Annotated in this window: 21 protein-coding genes and 2 pseudogenes; 10 read left to right on the top strand and 13 right to left on the bottom strand. The window is 72.7% G+C overall.

All coding sequences use genetic code 11. The features are described 5' to 3' along the window. Positions 1 to 82 precede the first annotated feature (82 nt). Positions 83 to 526, bottom strand: a complete 444-nt coding sequence (locus tag ACIRL2_RS35820; protein ID WP_395860899.1) for a protein-tyrosine phosphatase family protein — start codon at positions 524 to 526, stop codon at positions 83 to 85. Next, the gene (locus ACIRL2_RS35825; RefSeq protein WP_402237892.1) at positions 523 to 1,113 is read right to left on the bottom strand and encodes a CGNR zinc finger domain-containing protein; all 591 of its coding nucleotides are present in this window, start codon (positions 1,111 to 1,113) and stop codon (positions 523 to 525) included. Before ACIRL2_RS35825 ends, ACIRL2_RS35820 begins: the two co-directional genes overlap by 4 nt. Positions 1,114 to 1,469: 356 nt before the next feature. Here ACIRL2_RS35825 and ACIRL2_RS35830 point away from each other — a divergent pair, with 356 nt between their 5' ends. Further along, the gene (locus ACIRL2_RS35830) at positions 1,470 to 2,066 is read left to right on the top strand and encodes a GNAT family N-acetyltransferase (protein WP_331770435.1); all 597 of its coding nucleotides are present in this window, start codon (positions 1,470 to 1,472) and stop codon (positions 2,064 to 2,066) included. A gap of 128 nt (positions 2,067 to 2,194) precedes the next feature. Here ACIRL2_RS35830 and ACIRL2_RS35835 read toward each other — a convergent pair whose 3' ends face one another. The 3 genes from ACIRL2_RS35835 to ACIRL2_RS35845 form a co-directional block, all read right to left on the bottom strand. Continuing rightward, positions 2,195 to 2,905: a hypothetical protein gene (locus ACIRL2_RS35835; protein WP_402237895.1), complete on the bottom strand. Its 711-nt coding sequence runs from the start codon at positions 2,903 to 2,905 to the stop codon at positions 2,195 to 2,197. A 16-nt stretch (positions 2,906 to 2,921) separates the two neighbouring features. Further along, positions 2,922 to 3,962 (bottom strand): NAD(P)/FAD-dependent oxidoreductase, encoded by a 1,041-nt coding sequence (locus tag ACIRL2_RS35840; RefSeq protein ID WP_402237898.1) that lies wholly within the window; start codon positions 3,960 to 3,962, stop codon positions 2,922 to 2,924. A 163-nt stretch (positions 3,963 to 4,125) separates the two neighbouring features. Then, positions 4,126 to 4,818, bottom strand: a complete 693-nt coding sequence (locus ACIRL2_RS35845) for a hypothetical protein (RefSeq protein ID WP_402237901.1) — start codon at positions 4,816 to 4,818, stop codon at positions 4,126 to 4,128. 734 nt (positions 4,819 to 5,552) lie between these two features. Between ACIRL2_RS35845 and ACIRL2_RS35850 the strand changes: the two genes are divergently transcribed. From ACIRL2_RS35850 to ACIRL2_RS35860, 3 genes are all read left to right on the top strand, one after another. After that, positions 5,553 to 6,212: a TetR/AcrR family transcriptional regulator gene (locus ACIRL2_RS35850; RefSeq protein ID WP_395860890.1), complete on the top strand. Its 660-nt coding sequence runs from the start codon at positions 5,553 to 5,555 to the stop codon at positions 6,210 to 6,212. A 423-nt stretch (positions 6,213 to 6,635) separates the two neighbouring features. Beyond that, positions 6,636 to 7,649, top strand: coding sequence for a phytoene/squalene synthase family protein (locus ACIRL2_RS35855; RefSeq protein WP_402237904.1), 1,014 nt, complete (start codon positions 6,636 to 6,638; stop codon positions 7,647 to 7,649). A 243-nt stretch (positions 7,650 to 7,892) separates the two neighbouring features. Then, on the top strand, positions 7,893 to 8,330 hold the full coding sequence (locus ACIRL2_RS35860; protein WP_395860886.1) for a hypothetical protein: 438 nt from the start codon (positions 7,893 to 7,895) through the stop codon (positions 8,328 to 8,330). A gap of 149 nt (positions 8,331 to 8,479) precedes the next feature. On the opposite strand, the gene ACIRL2_RS35865 is transcribed toward ACIRL2_RS35860, so the two are convergent. Further along, positions 8,480 to 9,253, bottom strand: a complete 774-nt coding sequence (locus ACIRL2_RS35865; protein WP_402237905.1) for an alpha/beta fold hydrolase — start codon at positions 9,251 to 9,253, stop codon at positions 8,480 to 8,482. Positions 9,254 to 9,353: 100 nt separating this feature from the next. Continuing rightward, positions 9,354 to 9,668, bottom strand: a pseudogene (locus ACIRL2_RS35870) (hypothetical protein); the annotation flags it as partial. 8 nt (positions 9,669 to 9,676) lie between these two features. Here ACIRL2_RS35870 and ACIRL2_RS35875 point away from each other — a divergent pair. Both ACIRL2_RS35875 and ACIRL2_RS35880 read left to right on the top strand, forming a co-directional pair. Further along, entirely contained in the window at positions 9,677 to 10,102 is a 426-nt protein-coding gene (locus tag ACIRL2_RS35875; protein ID WP_402237908.1) for a nuclear transport factor 2 family protein, read from the top strand. Positions 10,103 to 10,255: 153 nt separating this feature from the next. Then, positions 10,256 to 11,128: a Ku protein gene (locus tag ACIRL2_RS35880; protein WP_402237911.1), complete on the top strand. Its 873-nt coding sequence runs from the start codon at positions 10,256 to 10,258 to the stop codon at positions 11,126 to 11,128. A gap of 51 nt (positions 11,129 to 11,179) precedes the next feature. Here the strand turns inward: ACIRL2_RS35880 and ACIRL2_RS35885 are convergent, their stop codons facing one another. Further along, a complete protein-coding gene (locus ACIRL2_RS35885; protein ID WP_395860880.1) occupies positions 11,180 to 11,449 on the bottom strand; it encodes a hypothetical protein in 270 nt (89 codons plus the stop codon). A gap of 115 nt (positions 11,450 to 11,564) precedes the next feature. On the opposite strand from ACIRL2_RS35885, the pseudogene ACIRL2_RS35890 reads away from it, so the two are divergent. The 4 genes and pseudogenes from ACIRL2_RS35890 to ACIRL2_RS35905 form a co-directional block, all read left to right on the top strand. Continuing rightward, positions 11,565 to 12,032 (top strand): annotated as a pseudogene (locus ACIRL2_RS35890) (LuxR C-terminal-related transcriptional regulator); the annotation flags it as partial. Positions 12,033 to 12,088: 56 nt separating this feature from the next. Beyond that, complete coding sequence (locus ACIRL2_RS35895) at positions 12,089 to 12,631, top strand: HAD domain-containing protein (protein ID WP_395860877.1); 543 nt, start codon at positions 12,089 to 12,091, stop codon at positions 12,629 to 12,631. Between the two features lie 165 nt (positions 12,632 to 12,796). After that, positions 12,797 to 13,390 (top strand): type I-E CRISPR-associated protein Cse2/CasB, encoded by a 594-nt coding sequence (gene casB, locus ACIRL2_RS35900; protein ID WP_395860875.1) that lies wholly within the window; start codon positions 12,797 to 12,799, stop codon positions 13,388 to 13,390. Between the two features lie 308 nt (positions 13,391 to 13,698). Continuing rightward, positions 13,699 to 14,139: a hypothetical protein gene (locus ACIRL2_RS35905; RefSeq protein WP_402237914.1), complete on the top strand. Its 441-nt coding sequence runs from the start codon at positions 13,699 to 13,701 to the stop codon at positions 14,137 to 14,139. A 52-nt stretch (positions 14,140 to 14,191) separates the two neighbouring features. Here ACIRL2_RS35905 and ACIRL2_RS35910 read toward each other — a convergent pair whose 3' ends face one another. From ACIRL2_RS35910 to ACIRL2_RS35930, 5 genes are all read right to left on the bottom strand, one after another. Then, positions 14,192 to 15,376 (bottom strand): hypothetical protein, encoded by a 1,185-nt coding sequence (locus ACIRL2_RS35910; RefSeq protein WP_402237916.1) that lies wholly within the window; start codon positions 15,374 to 15,376, stop codon positions 14,192 to 14,194. Between the two features lie 7 nt (positions 15,377 to 15,383). Then, the gene (locus ACIRL2_RS35915; protein ID WP_395860869.1) at positions 15,384 to 15,902 is read right to left on the bottom strand and encodes a SigE family RNA polymerase sigma factor; all 519 of its coding nucleotides are present in this window, start codon (positions 15,900 to 15,902) and stop codon (positions 15,384 to 15,386) included. A gap of 100 nt (positions 15,903 to 16,002) precedes the next feature. Further along, a complete protein-coding gene (locus ACIRL2_RS35920) occupies positions 16,003 to 17,793 on the bottom strand; it encodes a glycosyl transferase (RefSeq protein ID WP_402237919.1) in 1,791 nt (596 codons plus the stop codon). Beyond that, a complete protein-coding gene (locus ACIRL2_RS35925) occupies positions 17,790 to 18,566 on the bottom strand; it encodes a glycosyltransferase (protein ID WP_402237921.1) in 777 nt (258 codons plus the stop codon). The genes ACIRL2_RS35920 and ACIRL2_RS35925 overlap by 4 nt, the downstream gene beginning before the upstream one ends. A gap of 265 nt (positions 18,567 to 18,831) precedes the next feature. Next, entirely contained in the window at positions 18,832 to 19,242 is a 411-nt protein-coding gene (locus tag ACIRL2_RS35930; protein ID WP_402237924.1) for a hypothetical protein, read from the bottom strand. Between the last annotated feature and the right edge of the window lie 19 nt (positions 19,243 to 19,261).

The raw sequence follows: 19,261 nt of genomic DNA on the forward strand, positions 1-19,261 counted from the left end.
CGGCACACGGAGTTCGCGTCCCACCCGTGCTCGGACTGCGCGTCGTGCGCGTCGCCCGCGCGAGGAACGATCGCGGGTGCGGTCACGAGGTGGGAAATCGGGTTGCCCAGCGGCGTTGCCAGGGTGTCTCGACGGCGCGCGGGTGGTGGTGCCGACGGGTCCAGTCCACGGCTTCGGCGGGGTCGACGCCGGACAGGATGGCGAGGCAGGCGATGACGGTGCCGGTTCGGCCGACGCCGCCTCCGCAGGCGACCTCGACCGAGGCGCCCGTACGGGCCCGTTCGTGCAGGGCACGGATCTGCCGCACGGCCGCGTCCCGGTCGCGGGGCAGGCGGAAGTCGGGCCAGTCGAGCCACGTCCGCGGCCACGGCAGCGCGTCCTCGTGTCGACGGCGCAGGCGGTCGGAGCCGAGGTAGAGGCCGAATTCCGGCGGCGGTCCTTCGGGCAGTGGGTGGCGCAGGCCGCGACCGCGGATCGAGGTGCCGTCCGGGAGTCGGAGGGCGCCCACGAGGGGGGTGTGGCTCATCGGTTCACGCTCTCTTCCCTGTGGCGCGCGCGGTGGTTGGCGACATTGACCCGATTGCCGCATCGGTCGGGCATGCAGTAGCGGCGGCGCCCGGCCCGGCTGGTGTCCACGAACACACCCCGGCAGTCCGCGGTGGCGCAGGCCCGGAAGCGGTCGTGGCCGAGCACCCGGACGACGCCGAGCAGCCCGACGCCGATCAACGCGGCCAACTCGTCGGCGAGGTCGGCGTCGGGCGCGGTCGGGACGCACCACTGCCACCGGCGGTCGCCGTCGCGCACCAGCGTCGGGGCGCGCCCGGCGCGGGCGACGAGCACGGTCGCACCCGCGACGGCGTGCTCCTCGGTCTCGGTCTCCACGATCACCCGCACCTCGCGGCGCAGCAGGCCCACCGCGTGGAGATCCGCGGGGGTCGGTGTTCGCCCGTCGGCGACAGCGGCCGGCCGAAGGTCGTGCTCGGCCAGGAAGTCCGCCAGGGCGCCCGGGTCGGGGAGGGCGTCGCCGGTGGTGGGCCGCACGGTGGGTGAGGTGTTGATCAGGTCGGTCGCGATCGCCGCGCCGACGGCGTAGTCGGTGATGGGGATCCGCACGTGTTGCCCCCGTGATGGCGGTAACTGGTCAAGCGAGACTATAACCCTTACGCGGTGTGGTTGGGAATCCTTGTGATCCCGCGGCACGCCGGCGCGACCGGTGTGTGACCCGTGTGTGACCGGGGCGCGACCGCGATGTGGCCGGGCGGGGCGGGCCCGCCGCCACCGCGAGCGCCACGCCCGGCGCCGGGCCCGGCACCGGGCCCAACTCGACCGCGCGGAGGCGTTGTTCGGCACCGGTTCCGGTCGACCCCGGTCGAGTGGGTTTTTCGTGGCCACTGTTCGCGGGGTAGGGGCTTCGCGGACAATCGTTGCGAAGCCCCGACGCACGGGGTCGGCGGGAAGGGAGCAGGTCGTTGATCCGTTTCGCGCACCGCGCCAAGGGCGGGTCCGTGCTGGGGGCGGCACCGGGCCACCACGGGCCGTTCGGCGCCGACCTGCCGGTCGGCCATGCCGACGTTCGTCTCGTGCCCCGGGCCTACACCCATCCGGACACCCAGGTCCTCCTGCACGCGTTGTACGCGGAGCAGGTCGGCCTCTACGGGTTCGCCGATCATCCCGACACCAGCGAGCCCCGCGATCTGGAGCCCCCCGAGGGCCTGTTCGTGCTCGCCTACAACGGACACGCGCCGGTCGGCTGCGGCGGTTGGCGGACCATGCCCGGTCGGGCGGCGGAGATCAAACGCCTCTACGTCAGCCCGGAGCGGCGCGGGAGCGGCTACGGACGCCGCCTGCTCGCCACGCTCGAACACACCGCCGCCCAGGCCGGCGCACTGCGACTGGTGGTGGAGACCGGCAACCGCAACATCGGGGCGCTCGCCCTGTTCGCCGCGAGCGGCTACACCCTTCGCGACGCCTACGTCCAGGGCCGCGATCCGGCCGTCAACCGCGCCATGACCAAGCCGCTGCTGCGCACGGCGGGTCGGGGCCCGCTCTCCGCGCCGCCGCGCTGATCCGTCCGGGCGGCGTACCCGCGGCGGACGCGTCCGGACGGTTCACGGGGTGCGGCGCACGGTTTCGACGACGGCGACGTCGTCGACCCGCCCGGTGCCGCGGCGGCGTACTGCCGACATGCCCGGAGTCAGTCGAACAGCGATTCCTGCACGTCGAGCGGGGGCATGAACTCGGGTTCGAGCGCGGGCGGGGACGAGCCCGCGACGCGTGCGAGGTCTTCCAGCGTCGACCAGCGGCCGACGGCGACGCCCTGCGCGACCACGGTGTGGAACAGGTGTGCCAGCGCGTACGCGTCCCACGTGACGGCTCGTTCGGGCGGGGGGCGCAGGCCGATCCGCTGGAGCCGGGCGTCGAGGGACTGCGGCGCGGCGGTCGGGGCGACGATCGCGGCGAGGGCCGGCACGTCCAGGACGAGGGACGACGCGAGCAGTGGGCAGTAGGCCCGCTGCTCCCACACGAGCGTCTTCTCCGCGAACGGCGACACCCCGAGCAGCGCGTGCGGGATGTCGCGCACCAGGTGACGCTCGACGCCGGCCAGCGCCTCGGCGAGCGAACCGGGGGCGGCCGGCGGTACCGGGACGCCGATCGGCGCGGGCGGGGGGCTTCCGGGCGGCGGCGGTTCGATCGGAACGTACGCCCGCCAGGCGACGTGACCTCCGGGCCCGTGGTGGGTGAGCGCGGCGACCTCGACGGGGACCGGGCGATGCAGCCCCCGGGTCTCCAGCCGAAAGCGCAACCCCACGAAGCGCACACCCGACAGCGGCGTCGTACTCGTTCGTTCGGCCACCCCCGGAGTGTAGGCGCCGGTGTCCCGGTCCCCGCGGAGCCACTCGCTCATGTCGCGCGGGGTCGGTTCACAGACCGTGGCGGCGGTTGCCCAGGACCAGTTCGCACACTCGCGCCTCGTTCGCGGCCGAGAACGGATCCCGGTGAGCGGCGACCGCCGCGCGGGTGGCCTCGTCGGTCAGGTCGCCGTCGATCCGGATCGCCGCCGTGGCGCCCGCCGCCGCGGCGGCGCCGACCTGGGCGGTCGGGTCGGTGACGTTGCCGGCGACCCACACCCCGGGGATCCCGGTACCACCGCCCGGTTCGGACGGGATGTACTCACCGGCTCCCGACGGATGTTCCACCGTCCGCAAGCCGAGCCCGGACAGGAACCCGGCACGCGCGACCATCCTCGGCGACACCGCGAGCGCATCGATGCGGACCGATGTGCCGTCGCCCAGGCGTACGCCCACAAGGCGATCGTCGACGACGTCCAGGGAGGACACCTCGCCGGCCGACACGCGGACGCCACGGGCGGCCAACCGCTCGGCGTCCTCGGCGGTCGGCGACAGGGTGTGCGCGAAGAACGTGACATTGTCGCTCCATTGGCGCAGCAGCAGCGCCTGGTGCACCGACCGCGGCCCGCCGCCCAGCACTCCGATGGCCAGATCGCGAACCTCCCAGCCGTGGCAGTACGGGCAGTGCAGCACGTCCCGGCCCCATCTGGCCCGCAGCCCCGGCACGTTGGGCAACTCGTCGACCAGTCCGGTGGTCACCAGCAGTCTGCGGGCGCGGACCGTGCGGCCGTCGGTCAGCGCCACGTCGAACCGGCCGTCGACCCCGGTCACGGCATCGACCTCGCCGGACACCACATGACCGCCGTACGCCCGGACCTCCGCCCGCCCGCGCTTCGTCAACTCCGCCGGCGACACGCCTTCCCGGCCCAGCAGCCCGTGGACACCTCCGGCGGGCGCGTTGCGCGGGGCGCCCGAGTCGACCACCACTACCGAACGCCGCGCCCGGGCCAGCATCAGCGCACCGTTCAACCCAGCGGCGCCGCCGCCGATTACCACCACGTCGTAGCTGTCCCGCAACCGATCGGTCATCGTGACCACCTCCACGACGACCATGCGACCGCAACGGTGATTTCGGCAAGATTCGTTGCCGGTTCGGCAAAGACGGCGACATCGACGACGTGGTGACGTCGGTGTCGATCATGATCGGAAACCGGTCGGAACCGCTCGGGGTCGGCCGGAACCCGGCCGGCCCCGAGCCGTCACGTGCACGGGACGGTCAACTGCCGGGGATGTCCCACACGGTGACCTCGAGGCGGACGGGTGCCTCCCCGGCGGGCGGGCCGATCAGTCGGAAGTACGCGGTGCGCCCCTCGTTGGTGATCGCGCAGAAGCCGGAGCCCTGCGCGAGTTCGCCGGCCAGATAGGTGCCGCGCTTGGCGACCGCTTCGGCGCAGGAGGCGGCCGTCGGCTCCGAACCGCCCTGCGGAAGTGCCGCCAGGGTCGGGGTGGAGCCGACGGTGACGAGTTCGGGCTTGGCGAAGGTGTAGAGGAACACGATGTCCGCCGCCTTGTTCGACGGGCCGACCAGCGGGGGTTTCGTGTCGAGATCGACATAGCGGCTCGACGGGTCGACGGTGACCGTGCCGGGTCCGAACAGGACCGGAGGCGGCTGACCGCCCGACGGCCGTCCGCCCGTCGTCTGCCCGCCGGGGCCCGGCGGGCTCGACGCCGACCGGCCGCTCTCCGGCGGATTCTGTTGGGCCTGCGTGCCGGCCGGGGTGCTCGTACTCGTGGACGAGTTCTTCGAGTTCGAATCCGAATCGGACCCACTGACGGCGATCGTGACGAAGATGCCGATCAGCGGGATGGCGATGCCCACCACCCACCAGGCCCATCTGGGCTGGGACGGATGCGGCGGCGGAGGGGGAGGGTAACCGTACGCACCCTGGTTTCCCGGCTGGTTGGTCAAGTCGCCTCCGTGGAACGGGTGGCCGGTCGGCGCCGGCACTCTACCCAACGATCCTCCCCGACCGCACCCCGCGATCATCCCCGTCGGCGCGAGCCGCGCGGGCGAACGGGGACGTGCTCACGTGGCCGAACGACCACCGTCGCCCCCGGCGAGCCGGGCCACGTCGCATTCGCGGCGCGGGGCGGCACACCGAGCGGGGAGGAACGCCGTCCCAGGCTTCGAGAATTGCGCCCTGAGGCTCCGGATCCCGTGGCGCCTCGGGCTCGGGCGTTGTTGGTTTCAGGGCCTGACCGCGGGTTCGGTGGCCGCTCGATCCCGGACGGGAGGCGGAGGTCGGGGGTCGAGGGCCGGGGTCGCCAGGCGACGAGCCGCTCACCGGGCACGCCGTCCGCCGTCGTGTGCGAGGCGTGTGAGGCGTGCGGCGCCGCGACGCCGGACCGGACCTCGTGTGCGCAGCCGGGGTGGCCTCGTGCCCGAGCGGTGGGTTGTCATGCGCGGAGGTGCGTGCGCGAGGTCGGCTTCATGGCCGGCCACGGCCACTCGGATGGCATGCCCATGGGCGCGCGGGATGCGCCGGGCACGCGATCGACCCTTGTGGGACTACGTGTTGCGGGGCGTGGTGGTGGACGTGGAACACTTCCTCTCGCGAGGGCGGTGGGCCCTCGGCGTCGGGCGGGTGTGGTCTCGTCGGTCGTGCCGTGCGTGGCCACGAGCAGCGGAGGAGGCTGGACGCGATGCCCGAATCCGCGCATGTGGCCCACGGGTTCGGCGTGCCCGGACGCGCACCGCATCCGCGCGCGGTGCGCAGCCGCGCCGCCGTGTTGAAGGCCGCGCGCGAGTTGTTGCTCGAGGACGGCTGGGCCGCGGTCACCCACGTGGGCGTCGCCGCCAGGAGCGGCGTGGGCCGGACCACGGTGTATCGGCACTGGCCCGAGCCCACCGCACTCATCCGCGACGCGATCGTGCAACTCGTCGCCGAATACCGGGATCGGCTCGGCCCGGCCGTCGGCTCCCGGCCGGGCAGCCGGACGGGCGGCCTGCGGGAGGAGTTGGTGGCCGCGCTCGACGGCACCCGGTTGCTGCTGCACGACCGTGAGGGCGAGCGGGCCATGCGGGTGTTGATCGAGCGCGCGTCGGACCCGGCGTTCGTGGGCGTCCGGGAGATCCTGCAACGCGCGGGTACCCATCCCTTCAGGGTGATCCTGGACGCCGCGAAGGCTCGTGGCGACCTGCCCGTCGACCTGGACGCGGACGCGGCGATCGACCGCCTCGTCGGGCCGCTGGTGTTCCGCCGACTCCTGGCCAACGGCACGATCGGCAAGGCGTACGTACGGCAGGTGGTCGACGATTTCCTCACCGCGCACGCCGAGCGCGGGCGACCCCGGGAGCGCTGACCCGAGCCGACGTGCCGCCCGCGTCGCGCCGAGGGCCTCGCGCCTCTTCCCGCTCCCCCGCGGGCCGAACCGACCCCCGCCGGAGCGGGTACTGCCGTTCCGTCGCGTCCCGCCTCGGGGCGTCGGTCCGAGGCGGCCGCGGTCTTGCGCACGGACGGTCGTACGGCGGATCGTTGCGAGTGCGCCGACAACCCCCGTGGTCGGCGCCCGGGCTGCCCGGCGATTTCACCCCCGGTCGCCGGGCGGCTCCCCCGGGCGGGTACAACTCGTCCGCGGCGGACGGCGAGCGCCGCCACAGCCCATGCGCCGAGATCCGACCGGACTCCCGCCGGCTGATACTGTCCGTGCCGTCGGACAAGGCTTCGGCTGATCGAAATCGGGGGGCTCATGCGGTCGTGGCGGTATTGTCTGGACGCTGCGGGTGTGCGGGAGAGCACGCTGCGCGCCGACTACACGGCTGCCGAACGGTTCATGCGCCGGAGGGAGACGGCCGGTTGGGGCGCCTTGCGCTTCCTGACCCCGCCGGAGTTCCTGCCCCACGCGGTCGCCGGAGCAGCCCTCGCGTACTTCACCGACGACGTGTGCGACCGGGGTGACGCCGAGGGCCGCGCTCGGCGGTTCGAGGCATGGGCGACCCGGGTGCGGGCGGCGCTGGACACCGGGACCGCGACGCACCCCCTGCTGCGCGCATACCTGCACGCGGCCCGGGAGAACGGCCTGCCGCGCGACTGGGCCGACGCCTACATGGCGGGCACGCGGGCCGAGTTGACCTTCCCCGAGTTCGCGGACGAGGCCGAATACCAGTCCTACGTCGACACGTTGACCTGGCCCGGCGCGATGCTCAGCACCGGTATGACACCCCATCTGGTCTCGGACGAGGACTTCGCCGCCTCCGTCCGCCAGTTCGCCGACGGCTTCCAACGCACCGACCTGGTCTGCGACCTGGCGGAGGACCTGAGCGAGGGCCGGCTGCGGCTGCCCAGGTCCGATCTCGACCGGTACGGCGTCACCCGCGCCGACCTGGAGTCGGGCCGGGACACCCCGGGCGTGCGCGCCCTGCTCGCGGCGACCGTGGCCACCGCCCGTGCCGCACTCGACGCCGGTACCCGTATCGTCGACGAAGTGCCGCACGAGTACCGTCCATTGGTGCGCGGCGTCATCGACATCAGTCACTACCGCCTGGACAACGCGTGCGACCTGGGTCCCGCGATCACCCAGCGCTCGGCCCGCGACAACCCGGCCGTGTGCGTACGCCTGCTCGTCCGGGCCCGCCGCATGGCCCCACCGATCCGGCGGGCGAGCTCCCCGCAGGATCCGAGCGGCACGGTCACCGCGGTGCTCTCGACACCGCGAGCCGACCCGGACGCGGTCGCGCGAACGGGATCGCGCCCGACGGTGATCACCGCGTCGGCAGGCCCGGAGCCGACGACGCGGTAGACCCGGCGCCGGTGGTCCTGGCGTCGCCACGACGTCCGGTGTGGGTACATGTGTGCGGCCCGGGGCCCTGCCCGCGCTCCGACCGCGCCGCACGTGTGCCCGACCACTCGCCCGTCGGCTCGCCCGGCCGTCCCCATGCCCGACGGAGGACGCCGACCGGAGGTGCGTGCGTCCGGCTGCAATGGGTGCGACACACCCGTGTGGCGCACCGATCGTGTCCGGCCGATATCGCACAATGGCTCGATGATTCCGGATGACGAGTATCTGTTGAAACTGGGACGAGTGACGTACAGCCTTGCCCTGCTGGAGAGCGTGGTCATGGGCGAATTGGCCCAACTTCCCGGTCTGCCTCCGGCTTTGGTGGCCCGCAAGTTGGCGGGCAAAAGCATCGAGGCGATCGCCCGGGCGCTGACCGACTCCGCGAACACCGACAAGGTCGCGGACGCGACCACACGGGCCTGGCTCCAGGTCGCGGGTGGCGAACTCGCGGCGGCGGGGCGCATCCACCACGCGCTCAAGCACGCCCGTGCGGCCGAGGAGGGTGAGGTGGCGCAGCTCCATCGGCGAACCGGCGAAGCGGGCGACGCCGTGGACATCACCGCGGCCTGGCTGCAACGGGCCCAGGCCGACCTCGACGACGCGCTGCGCCAGGTCTCCGGAGCCCGGGCGAAGGCCGCCTGACTCTCGAGCGAGGTGCGCATCCGGCGTGATCCGCCGCCGGATGCGCCCGGCACGCCCGGGCGTTCGCCCCCGGCCCACCCCCACCCGTCGACACTCGCCGACGCCCGGCCGGCACGACGACCGCGCGGGTCGCCGCGGCCGGCGCGTCGTCAGGGGTTCGTCGGGGCGAACGCCTCGATCATCGGGATCAGCAGATCGGCGCGCGTGATCGCGCCCATGTGCGTGGTGCCCGGGAGGACCGCCAGCCGGGCCTTCGGGATGAGTTCGTACATACGCACCGCGTGCTCCAGCCGGATGAAGTCGGTGTCGCCGAGGACCAGGAGCGTGGGGGCGGTGATCGCGCGCAACTCGTCCTCGGTCCACTCGACGAAGCCGTGGGCCAGGGGCTGGAGCCTGGCCAGGGTGGCCTCGAAGCGGGTCGGGTCGGGGGCGACCCGGGCGTATGCCTCGACCATCGCCTTGAAGTCGGCCTCGGTCGGCAGGCGCTCGGAGGTCTGCTCGGGGGCGGTGATCTCGGCGTGATAGCCGTCGTGGCGGTAGTGCGTCGACACCAGGACCAGACGGTCGACACGCTCCGGGTGCCGCACGGCGGTGCGCAGCGCGACCAGGCCACCGAGGCTGTAGCCCAGCAGGTCGGCACGTGCGATGCCGAGCCGGTCCAGGAGCGCGACGACGTCGTCGGAGAAGAGCTCCAGGGACATGTCGCGGTCGGTGTCCGCGGTGTGCCCGTGGCCTTGGAACTCGACCGCGATCACCCGCCGCCGCGCGGCCAGTGCGGGCAGCAGTGCGGCGAAGCTCAGGTCGATGGTCTGGGCGCCACCGTGCAGGATCACCAGCGGCGGCCCGTCGGTGCCGTGCGACTCGTAGTACATCTCGATGCCGTTCACCGAGGCGTATCCGACGGTGGGGGTTCCGATCGTCATGGTGAGTCCTGCTTTCCGGTCGGGGCCGAGCGGGTGCGAGCGGTGCTCAAGTGATTTGACCGTTCGCTCACCGAAAACTCGTCGCGACACACCCGACGGATCACGCGTCGGCGCCGAGACCGCCCGCTCCGCCTGTCGTGAGGTCGACCTGCCCGAGGGTCGCCGGTGAGTCGGGGGCGGCGGCCCACGGCAGGAGGTCGGGCCGCTTCGCGGTGCGGCCGTCGCCGGAGGAGCGGCCGCGCACCCGCCGTGCCGGCCACGGCCCGAGGAACGCGGCGCCCCAGCGCACCTCGGCCATCGCGGCTCGCGGTCCGGTCGGGACCGGCAACGGGGGCAGCGGGAGCGTCCAGGTGTCGTCGCTGCCGGGAAGCCCCAGGGCGTCGGCGATGGCCGCGGCGATGCGGTCGTGGCTCACCGCGGGGTGTGGACTCGGTCGTTCGCGCCGCCGTCGAGGCGCAGGACCGCGCCGCGCTCGAGGACCTCCTGGCCGACGACGTGCGCCTGTACAGTCCGGTGAAGTTCAAGCCCTTCGAGGGCCGGGCCATGGTGCTCGGGCTTCTGGACGTGCTGCTGCGCACCTTCGAGGACTTCCGCTGTGTCGGACGGTTCGAGGGCAGCACCGATACGGACTCCGGCGGGACCGACGCGGCGGCGGAGATCCTCGTCTTCCGCGCCGCCGTGCGGGGCACCCGGATCCACGGGATCGACCTGCTCAGGTGCGACGAGACGGGTCGGATCGAGGAGATCACCGTCATGGTCCGTCCGCAGTCCGCCGTTCTCGCGTTGGGCGAGGCGGTACTCGCCGGGCTGGTGGCGGACGGCCTGGTGCCCGGGCCGGTCGATCGTTGACGTGCGGGAGCGGCGCCCGAGCGATCCGGTGTTCGGCTCGGGTCGAGGCGCCGAGGCGGCGGCCGGCCTACCGTTGAAGATGGTCATTTCCCATCAAAACGGTCAGGGGTCGGTATGCGGGCGTCGTGGAAGGGTGCCATTTCGTTCGGGCTGGTGAGCATCCCGGTCCAGCTTTACTCGGCGGTGTCCGAGCATCGCTCGCCGGGCCATCAGGTGCATCGGGAGGACGGTGGCCGGATCCGGTACAAGCGGGTGTGCGAACTGGAGGGCGAGGAGGTCGCCTATGCGGACATCGCCAAGGCGTACGAGTCCTCGGACGGTCGTCAGGTCGTCCTCACGGACGAGGACATGGCCGAGCTGCCGCTGCCGAGCAAGAAGGTCGTCGACGTCCTGGCCTTCGTCGACGAGGCCGCGATCGACCCGCTGACACTGTCCAAGCCCTACTACCTGGGGCCCGCGACGCCGGCGGCGACCAAGCCGTACGTGCTGATCAGACAGGCCCTGGCCGGGCAGTCCAGGGCGGCGGTCACCAAGATCACGCTGTCCACGCGCGAGAGCCTGGCCCTGGTCCGCGCGCAAGGCGACATCCTCACCCTCCAGACCATGTTGTGGCCGGACGAACTCCGGGCCCCCGAGGGCATCGCCCCCACGGAGAGCGTCACCATCCGCCCCCAGGAGCTGAAGATGGCGGCCTCGCTGATGGACACCCTCAGTGAGGACTTCGACCTGGGTGACGTGCGGGACGACTATCAGCGCGCCCTGGACGCCCTGGTCGAGGCCAAGGCCACCGGTGCCCATCCCGACGAGGTCGCCGCGCGCTCGACCGGCGAGAGCAATGTGGTCGACCTGATGTCGGTGTTGACCGCGAGCGTGGAGGCCGCCGAGAAGGACCATCCCAAGCCGGCGAAGCGCACCGATACCAAGGCGCGCGCGACGACGAAGACCCGGGCGTCGGCGAAGGCCGCGACCGGCCGCGCCTCGGCGAAGAAGACCACGACGACGCGGCCGGGCAGGAAGACGGGCTGACGCGGCGGCGGCCGTCGGTCGCACTCGCTCCGGCTCGCGCCGTTGCCGTCGTCAGGTGGCCTCGGAGGACTCCCGGGCGAGGGCCGCCAAGGCGGCGAGCTTGAGCACATCGCGATCGGGGGCGCTGTCGGCGCCCGCGGCGGCGCGAGCGGTGATCAGGGCTCGCATGGCGTGCAGACGGGCGGCCCGGCCCCGGTGGAGTGCGTCCTCGTCGCCGAGTTCGGCCGCCCGGAGGCAGGCGAGGTGGGCACGCTCGAACCCGAGCTGGAAGTCGAGCAACGGCAACAGGTGGTCGGGCAGTGGTTCGGGTTGTTCGGACATGTGTTCGAGAATAGAGCCTGCCGCTCCGACCTGTCCCCGCGCCGACGCAGATGGGTGGATCACCCGCCGAGCCGCGGGCCGGGGCGTGTCTTCGATCCCCCGCCGAGAGGGGACAACCGACGACGGCCTCCGCGCGGCACTCGAAGGCCGCCGCCGAGTGCCGGGACTGCCCGTACTGCTGCTGTCCCAATACGTCGAGCCGCTGTACGCCCACGAATTGCTCGCCGACGGTGCGGGCGGGGTCGGCTACATCCTCAAGGACCGCGTCTTCGACGGCGGACAGTTCGTCGACACCATCCGACGGGTGGCCGACGGCGGTACCGCGATGGACCCGCACGTGGTCTCGCAACTGCTCACCGGCAAGGACCGCGACACCCACCTGGGCAGCCTGACCCCACGCGAACGCGAGGTGTTGGAATGGTTGGCCCAGGACCGCTCCAACGCGGGCATCGCCGAGGGCCTGTTCATCACCGAGAAGGCGGTCGCCAAGCACATCGGGAACATCTTCACCAAGCTCGATCTCCAGCCGTCCGACAGCGACAACCGACGGGTCCTGGCGGTGTTGGCCCACCTGGACCACTGAGTGCCCGGTCCCGCCTGCCCGGTCGGCCCGTCGAGCGGGGTCGCTATCGTGCGGTCGTGACCGGCTCCGTGCAGCGTCCGCTGCTCTTTCTCGACGTCGATGGACCGCTGCTTCCCTTCGGGGCGGCCGAGTATCCGACCCATGGTTCGGATCCGGAGCGCACGGATGCCGACGCGAACCCCCTTCTGGCCAGAGCCGATCCGGAGCACGGGCGGCGACTGCTGGGGCTGGCGTGCGAGCTGCTCTGGGCCACGGCGTGGATGGAGGAGGCGAACCGATACATCTCCCCTCGGATCGGTCTACCGGAACTCGCCGTGGTGATCTGGCCGGAGCAGTCCGCCGTCGACGACCAGGACGAGCGCGACGGCCTGCATTGGAAGACCCGCACACTCGTACTCCGGGCGGCGGGCCGCCCGTTCGTCTGGATCGACGACGAGGTCACCGACACCGACCGAGCATGGGTCGCCGCCCACCACGATGCCCCCGCCCTCCTCCACCACGTCGACCCCCACCTGGGGCTCACCGAACGAGACTTCACCACCATCACCGCGTGGCTGGACACCCTGACGAGCCCACCCGCCCCGCGCGACGCGGGGTAACGGCGACTGTGTCGAGGGTTCGTGTCACACGTGCGGACCGTCGTGCGTCTTTATGGGGACGGGGCGATGCCGGCCATGGACGGGTCGGGTCGGGTCGTTTCGTCTTCGGTCGGTGGACGACGGCAGTAAGGACGACGGCATGGCTCTCACGACGTGGTGCGCGCGATGACGGCGCCGTCGATCGCGCGCGTCTCCGCCTACTGGGCGCCCTGGGAGCACGCCCTGCACGCGCTTCTTCTCCGCGTACACGGCGATCGCACCCTGGCGGGGCGCTTTCCACCCGGCGCCGACGCGTGCCTGTCGGCGTCCGCCGTGGAGCCGATCACCGTTCACCTGCCGCACACCCTCGAACCACGCCGCGCGCGTCGGACCGTCTGCCAAGTGGTCACGCTGTACCTGCTCCACCAGGGAACGACCGGGACCTCGCCGCACCACCCGGACGGCACCTCGATCGGCGCCGCCTGTCGGGACCTGTCGCTGCTGATCGCGCCCGAGCGGACCCTCGTGCAACGGCGACAACGCACCCGCTTCGACGCCGCCGTCGAGGCCGACACGGTCGACGAGTTGGCCGCCCACCTGCGCACGCTCATGCCCCTGCTGCGCCGCAAGGGCATCGCCCTCGACCACGTCCGCCTGGCCAAGGACCTGTTGTGGTGGGAGACCCCGGTCGGCCGACGCTACGCCCGGAACCGGTGGGAGGAGGACTTCCACGACCTGCACGGGACTCCGGCCGGAGGTGGTGACATCCGGCGCCCGTGACCGGCCCGCGGTTTCGCGCGTGGGGGGCGAAATCAGCTGCTTTGCCCGGGAGTTGGCTTCGGGTGGAACGAGGCATCCGTGGTCGCCGGTCGTGCCCGGGATGCGCAGCGTCCGCCCTTCGCGGGTAGGGATCGGTCGAGGCCGCGACGACGTGTGCTCGGGACACGACGCCGGCCGTCGTTCGTACCGGGACGTGAGGTGTTCGGAGGAGCGGGATGAAGTGGTCGACCGGAACCGTCGGATGCCTTCTCGCCGTTGTCGTGCTGTCGACGCTGACTGGTTGCGGAACGCGGGCGCCCGACTCGGACATGACGATCGACGAGGCGTTCGCGACGGCGAACCCCGACGTCGAGGGCGCCTTCGACGCGGTGTTTCCCAGGTACGAGCCCCTGAGCAAGGTGCGCGAGGACGCCTGCGGCGACCGGCAGTTGCTGAACAGCCGGAAGGAGAACCTGATCCGCACCAGGCATTCGCTCGACGTGACACTGCCGCCGACCGACCGCCGCTCGCCTGCGGAGATCCACGACCTGATGGTCGGTCAGTTGCAGATGCGCGGTTGGCTGCCGACGGAGCGCACCGCACCTCGCGACGACTCCGCCTCGGTGTCGGCGTCCCTGTCGAAGCAGGGCACTCCGGCCGGCGTCCGGATCGCGTCGACCCGTGAGCGGTCGAAGTCCGGCCCGGACACGGTGATCGTGCGTGTGACGATCTCCAGTGGCTGCCTGAACAACCCGAAGGCGAAGCTCTAGCCGAAGCCGGGCCGGGTGCCGCGGGGGGAGCCGTAGCTCGCCCCGTCCCCACTCACGGAGCCCACGAGCCCGCAGGTGTCGTCGGCCCATTCGAGGAAGAGGTCGAAGCCGGGGCAGTGGTCGAGGAAGAGCCCGTACTCGTGTCGTTCCCCGTCGGCGTGGTCGCGGTCCCGCTCGGCGAACCGGCCGTCTCGGTCGCCTCCAAAACCGAGGAGGGCGCATCCGACGGCCGCTCCGAGTAGGTCGGCGACGGCGGCGTGCGCGTCGGCCCGGTGGGGCCGGTCGACGGAATCTCACCCACCCGCACGGCGGCCAGGATCGAGGCCGAGCGGTCCTGATCGACAGCCGGATCGAATTCGACGAAGGCCCCGTCCGAACGGGTGACCTGCTCGAGCCGTCGCTGGTCGACCCCGGGCGGCCGGTCTCCGACGCCCACCTCGAACCAGGCCGGCTCGGTGCCGTCCGCGCCCGGCGGGTCCACGGTGCCGTAGCGCAGCGAGTAGCGCGGCGACCCGGCGGTGTTACCCATCGGAGCCACCACCGCGATCAGGTGTTCACCCGCGGCGAGCACGGCCTGATCCAGCGACACCGGACCGCGCGCCGGTTGGCGAACCCCCGGCACGACGCTTTCGGCCACGTGGTGGACACGTTCGGCGTCGGCGGCCGGACCGGCGAGCGTGGCGACCGCCCACGCGTTCGGCGCCCACTGCCAGAGCAACTCGAGGCGATCCGCCGACGGTTCGGGGCCGGCCGGCCACACCGCCGCATGCCCGTTCACCGGTGGGGCGGGAGTGCCGAGCGGAGGCTCGCCGCCCGGGAGCCGGCCCGGCGCGTACATCGTCACCATCGCCCGCGTCGCGCTCAACTCCGCCGGGCCGTTCGGCTTCTCCATGCCCAGCACGACCCGCTGGCGGAACTTGCCGGTCTCGTAGGACACGGGCGTGAAACCGCCGGCCGAGCCGACCCGGAACGCCCGTTCCCGAACGTCGAACGCGCCGCCGGAAGCCGGCCCGGTCCCGTTGTCGTGCGTCGGCGCGACCACCAACACGGTCATCAGCACCACCAGCGCGACGGCGATCGCACCGCCCGCCACCGTGAGCGCACGCCGAACCCGGATCGTCCGCCGGCCGTCCCGGATCGCACGGGCGACGTCGACACCGGGCTCGTCGGACCCGGTCCACGGCGTCCCGCGCAACGCGCCAAGCAGTCGGGCGCCCTCTTGCTCGTCGGTGTCCATGGCCGGTCTACTCCCCTTCCCAGCGGGCCACGACCGGCCCGTCCAACAGTGTGCGCAGCCGCGCCAGTCCCAACGCGGTCTGACTCTTCACCGTGCCCTGCGATCTGCCGAGGATGTCCGCGACCTCGGCGACCGGCAGATCGCACAGGAAACGCAGCACCAGGACGACCCGTTGCCGAGGCGGCACCCGGGAGAGCGCGATCCGGACCGCGTCGCGCGTCTCCACGTCCGGCCCCGGGGGCGCGGCCGGCAGCGGGGTGTCCTGGGGAGCGCCGACGAGTCGGACCCGAGCCCAGGCCAGGCGGCGTTCGTTGAGAAACGCGCGGACCAGCATCCGGTGTACGTACCGGTCGATATCGTCCGCCGCCGCCGCGCGCCGCCAATGCACGTACAGGCGCGTGATCGTGTTCTGCACGATGTCGTCGGCGCGGTGCGGATCCCCGCACAGCAGGTGCGCGACCCGGCGCAGCGCGGGCAGCCGGGCGGAGATGTACTCGGTGTACGCGTGCTCGTCGGTCGTCCGCACCCGACCGGCCTCCGTTCTCGCGCCCACACCCGTCGGCGATTGTCCTGCCTCCCCACCGACCGCGATCTCGCCCTCCCCGGTTCGGTACGGAGTCACCTGCTCAGCCGGCACCGGCCGCACCTCCCGCCCGCACGTCCCACAACCAGACCCCGCCGATCGGGACGCCCGGACCGAGCAGCCGGTCGAGCGTGGCGCGCAGCGCCTCCCGGCGGTCGTGCGGCCCGAGCACCACCGCGTCCGCGCGCCAGAAGGCGAGGTCCGCGCGGGCCTGGGCACGGTCCGCGTCGCTCACCTCCGGTACGACCCCGCCGTCGCGCACCTCGCGCAACAACTGCGAGGTGGCCCTGGTGACCGCGCCATAGCCGCCGAGCCGGTCCGGCCCGAACGGGCCGACGAAGTAGCCCTCGGCGAGCGGGAATCCCAGCCCCGCGTCGACCTGCCAGGTCAACGCGCGCGCGTCGCCGGGGTCGGGCAGCGGTACGGTCACGATGGCCCGGCCGGGACCGGTGAAGCGGCGCCAGGTCCCGTCCGCGAAGAACGCCGGCGTCGGCTCGCGCGGCGCGGTGGCCAGGGGCTGGGGCAGCAGCGGCAACAGCGCCTGGACGACCACGACGCACCACAGCAGCCGGATCCGTCGGTCACCCGCGCGGCCGGCGGCCTGCGCGCCCAGGGCGAGCAGGATGCCCAGCACGGGCACGCACACCATGGTGAATCGGCTCTCCAACACCGATTCGTACAGCGGGAGTCGGCCGAGCAGTTTCCACGGGCCGAAGATCCCGGTGGCCTCGCCGTCGACGATGATCTCCGGGCCGAGGGAGAACAGCGCGGCACCGACCAGGACGGCCGCGAGGGCCTTGGTCAGGACCGTCCGCCACAGTGCGACGGTGATCGCGACGGCCAGCACGAGCAGCGGCCAGCCGAAGAACGCGTTCTCCTCGGTCCGGTTCATCGACAGGCGGGCGGAGACGTCGATGTCGCCGGCGAGCGAGCGGTCGGCGTACGCGGTCAGCGCCGCGAGGTCGTTGCCGGCCGGGCCGTGCAGCAGGTTCGTATAGCTCTGCGGGCCGGTGAACTGCCACCACAACGGATACGCGACCAGGACACCGCACAGCGCTGCACCGACCCCGACCCCGCGGGCCAGGTGCGGCAGCGCGGCGCGTGCGGCCCCCGGCGCGACGCACGCGTAGGTCAGCGCGAACAGCGCGATGCCGGTCGCGGCCAGCAGCAGGGCCTCCTCGCCGAGGAAGATCTGATACGTGGTCAACAGACCGAGGAGCACGCCGTCGCGGATCGGTCGACGACCGGCGGCGACCCGGATCAGGCGATCGATGATCAACGGGAGGACGAACAGTACGGCCAGGTTGGGGTGCGCGTTGGCGTGCGAGACCATCGGCGGGGCGAACGCGCAGAAGGTTCCGCCGAGGGCGGCGGCCGGGCGCGAGGCGACCAGGTGACGGGAGATCAGGTGGTACCAGGCGGCGGCCGTCGCGGCCAGCCCGAGGGTGAGCACGACGGCCCAGGTCGCGGACGGTCCGAACAGCCAGGTGATCGGGGCCAGTGGGATGGACAGGCCCGGCATCGAGGTGTTCGCCATCAGATTCACCCCGTCGGGGTGGTTTTGCAGCGTCGTGGTCAGCGGGTTCTCGCCGTGCGCGACGGCACGCGCGGTCACCGCGAAGAACCACTCCCACTGGCGCTGGTCCTGACCGCTGTCCACGAGGTAGCGCCCGGCCGGCCCACCCGCCCACAGCCCTCGGAACAGCAGCAGCGCGGCCACCAGATACGTGCCGCACGCGAGCGCGTCGGCGACCCGTCCGGAGCGGGGGAGTCGGGGAAGCCGGGGGAGTGCGGGCGGGCGCGGCGGCGCGACCACGTCGCGTACCGCGGTCACGCCGCCCGCCTCGGAGGCAGCGGAAGCGGGAAAGGGTCGCGGGGCGAGCCGGTACCGCCCGCCGGCCGCCGCATCCGCGCCGACGGGTCTCCGGCGCGCCCCGGCCGGCCGTGCCGCAGGCGCACCCGGGCCAGGTCGGTGAGCACCTCCAGGCAGTGGCCCGGCCGCAGCTTCGAGCCGCTCTGATGGGTCCACGCCACCGGGACCTCGACGAAGCTCCAACCGCAGCCGAGGAAGAGCCGGAGCACCTCGATGTCGAACGCCCATCCGTCCACGTCCGCGCACGCGAACGCGGCGCGCGCCTTGGCGCCGTCGAACAGCTTGAACCCGCACTGGGTGTCCACGGTGCCGGGCAGCGCGACCGCCCGGATCAGCCGGCTCCCGACGTCGGACAACACGCGCCGGATCGGCGGCCGGGCCACCGCGAACGCCTCGCCGCGCGAGCCGATCGCGGCGTCGAAGCCGTCGTCCAGCACGGCCTGGAGCCGGGCCAACTCGGCGATCGGGGTCGCCAGATCCGCGTCGCAGACCAGGACCCGGTGCCCGCGCGTGACCTCGACGCCCCGGCGTACCGCGTGTCCCTTGCCTCGATTGCTCGGGTGCCGCACGACGCGCACCCTGGGCTCGTGCCGGGCCGCCGCCGTGGCTATGGCGTACGTATCGTCGGTGGACCCGTCGTCGGAGACGACCAGTTCCCAGTCGATCCCGCTTTCCCGGAGGTGGTCGAGCACGGTGACCAGCGTCGCCGGCAGCCGCCGCGACTCGTTGAACACGGGTATCACGACCGACAGCTCGGTCCCGCAAGGAGTTCGGTTCACACCTGCGTGACACCGCGAGGCCTCGGCCGCGTTGTGTGACGTGGGCCACATTCACCGTGACGGCCGTATCCCGTGAGGGCTGTGTCCACTGTGCCGGTCCGCCCGGTCCGCCCGGTCCGCCCGGTCCGCCCGGTCCGCCCGGTCCGCCCGGTCCGCCCGGTCCGCCCGGTTACCGCGTCCGCCGGCCGTTGGTGGGTCGATCAGGCCGTTCGCGGGTCGGTCAGAAGGAGATCACCGCGGTGAGAACGAAGCCGGCGACGATCACGAAGAGGATGAAGCCCACCGCCACGAGCACCGAGCGCACGCGGCGCGAGGCCTTGGCGCGCACCCGGGCGCCGGTGGTGAGGTCGTCGAGCTCCTCGGCGTGCAGGGCGCCGTCGCGCCAGGTGCCGCCGACCCGTACCTCGTCTCCCTCGCTGACCGTTCCCGCGAAGCACAACCCGCGCATTTCCACGGGCACCGGCACGAGCCGCTCGCCGTCCGCGTCCGGACGCTGGACGTGGAAGCTCCAGACCTCCAGGTCGGCGTCGAGGTCGTCGATCCGCCGCTCACGGCGGATCCGGAAATCGCGGACGAGGCCGGTGAACTCTCTGCCGTGCCCCGGCAGGTCCCCGGCCCGCCGATGCGGCACGTGCCCGGTTGTTCCCACG

Origin of the sequence: Embleya sp. NPDC127516, from assembly GCF_044765325.1 — a bacterium.
GTDB lineage: Bacteria > Actinomycetota > Actinomycetes > Streptomycetales > Streptomycetaceae > Embleya.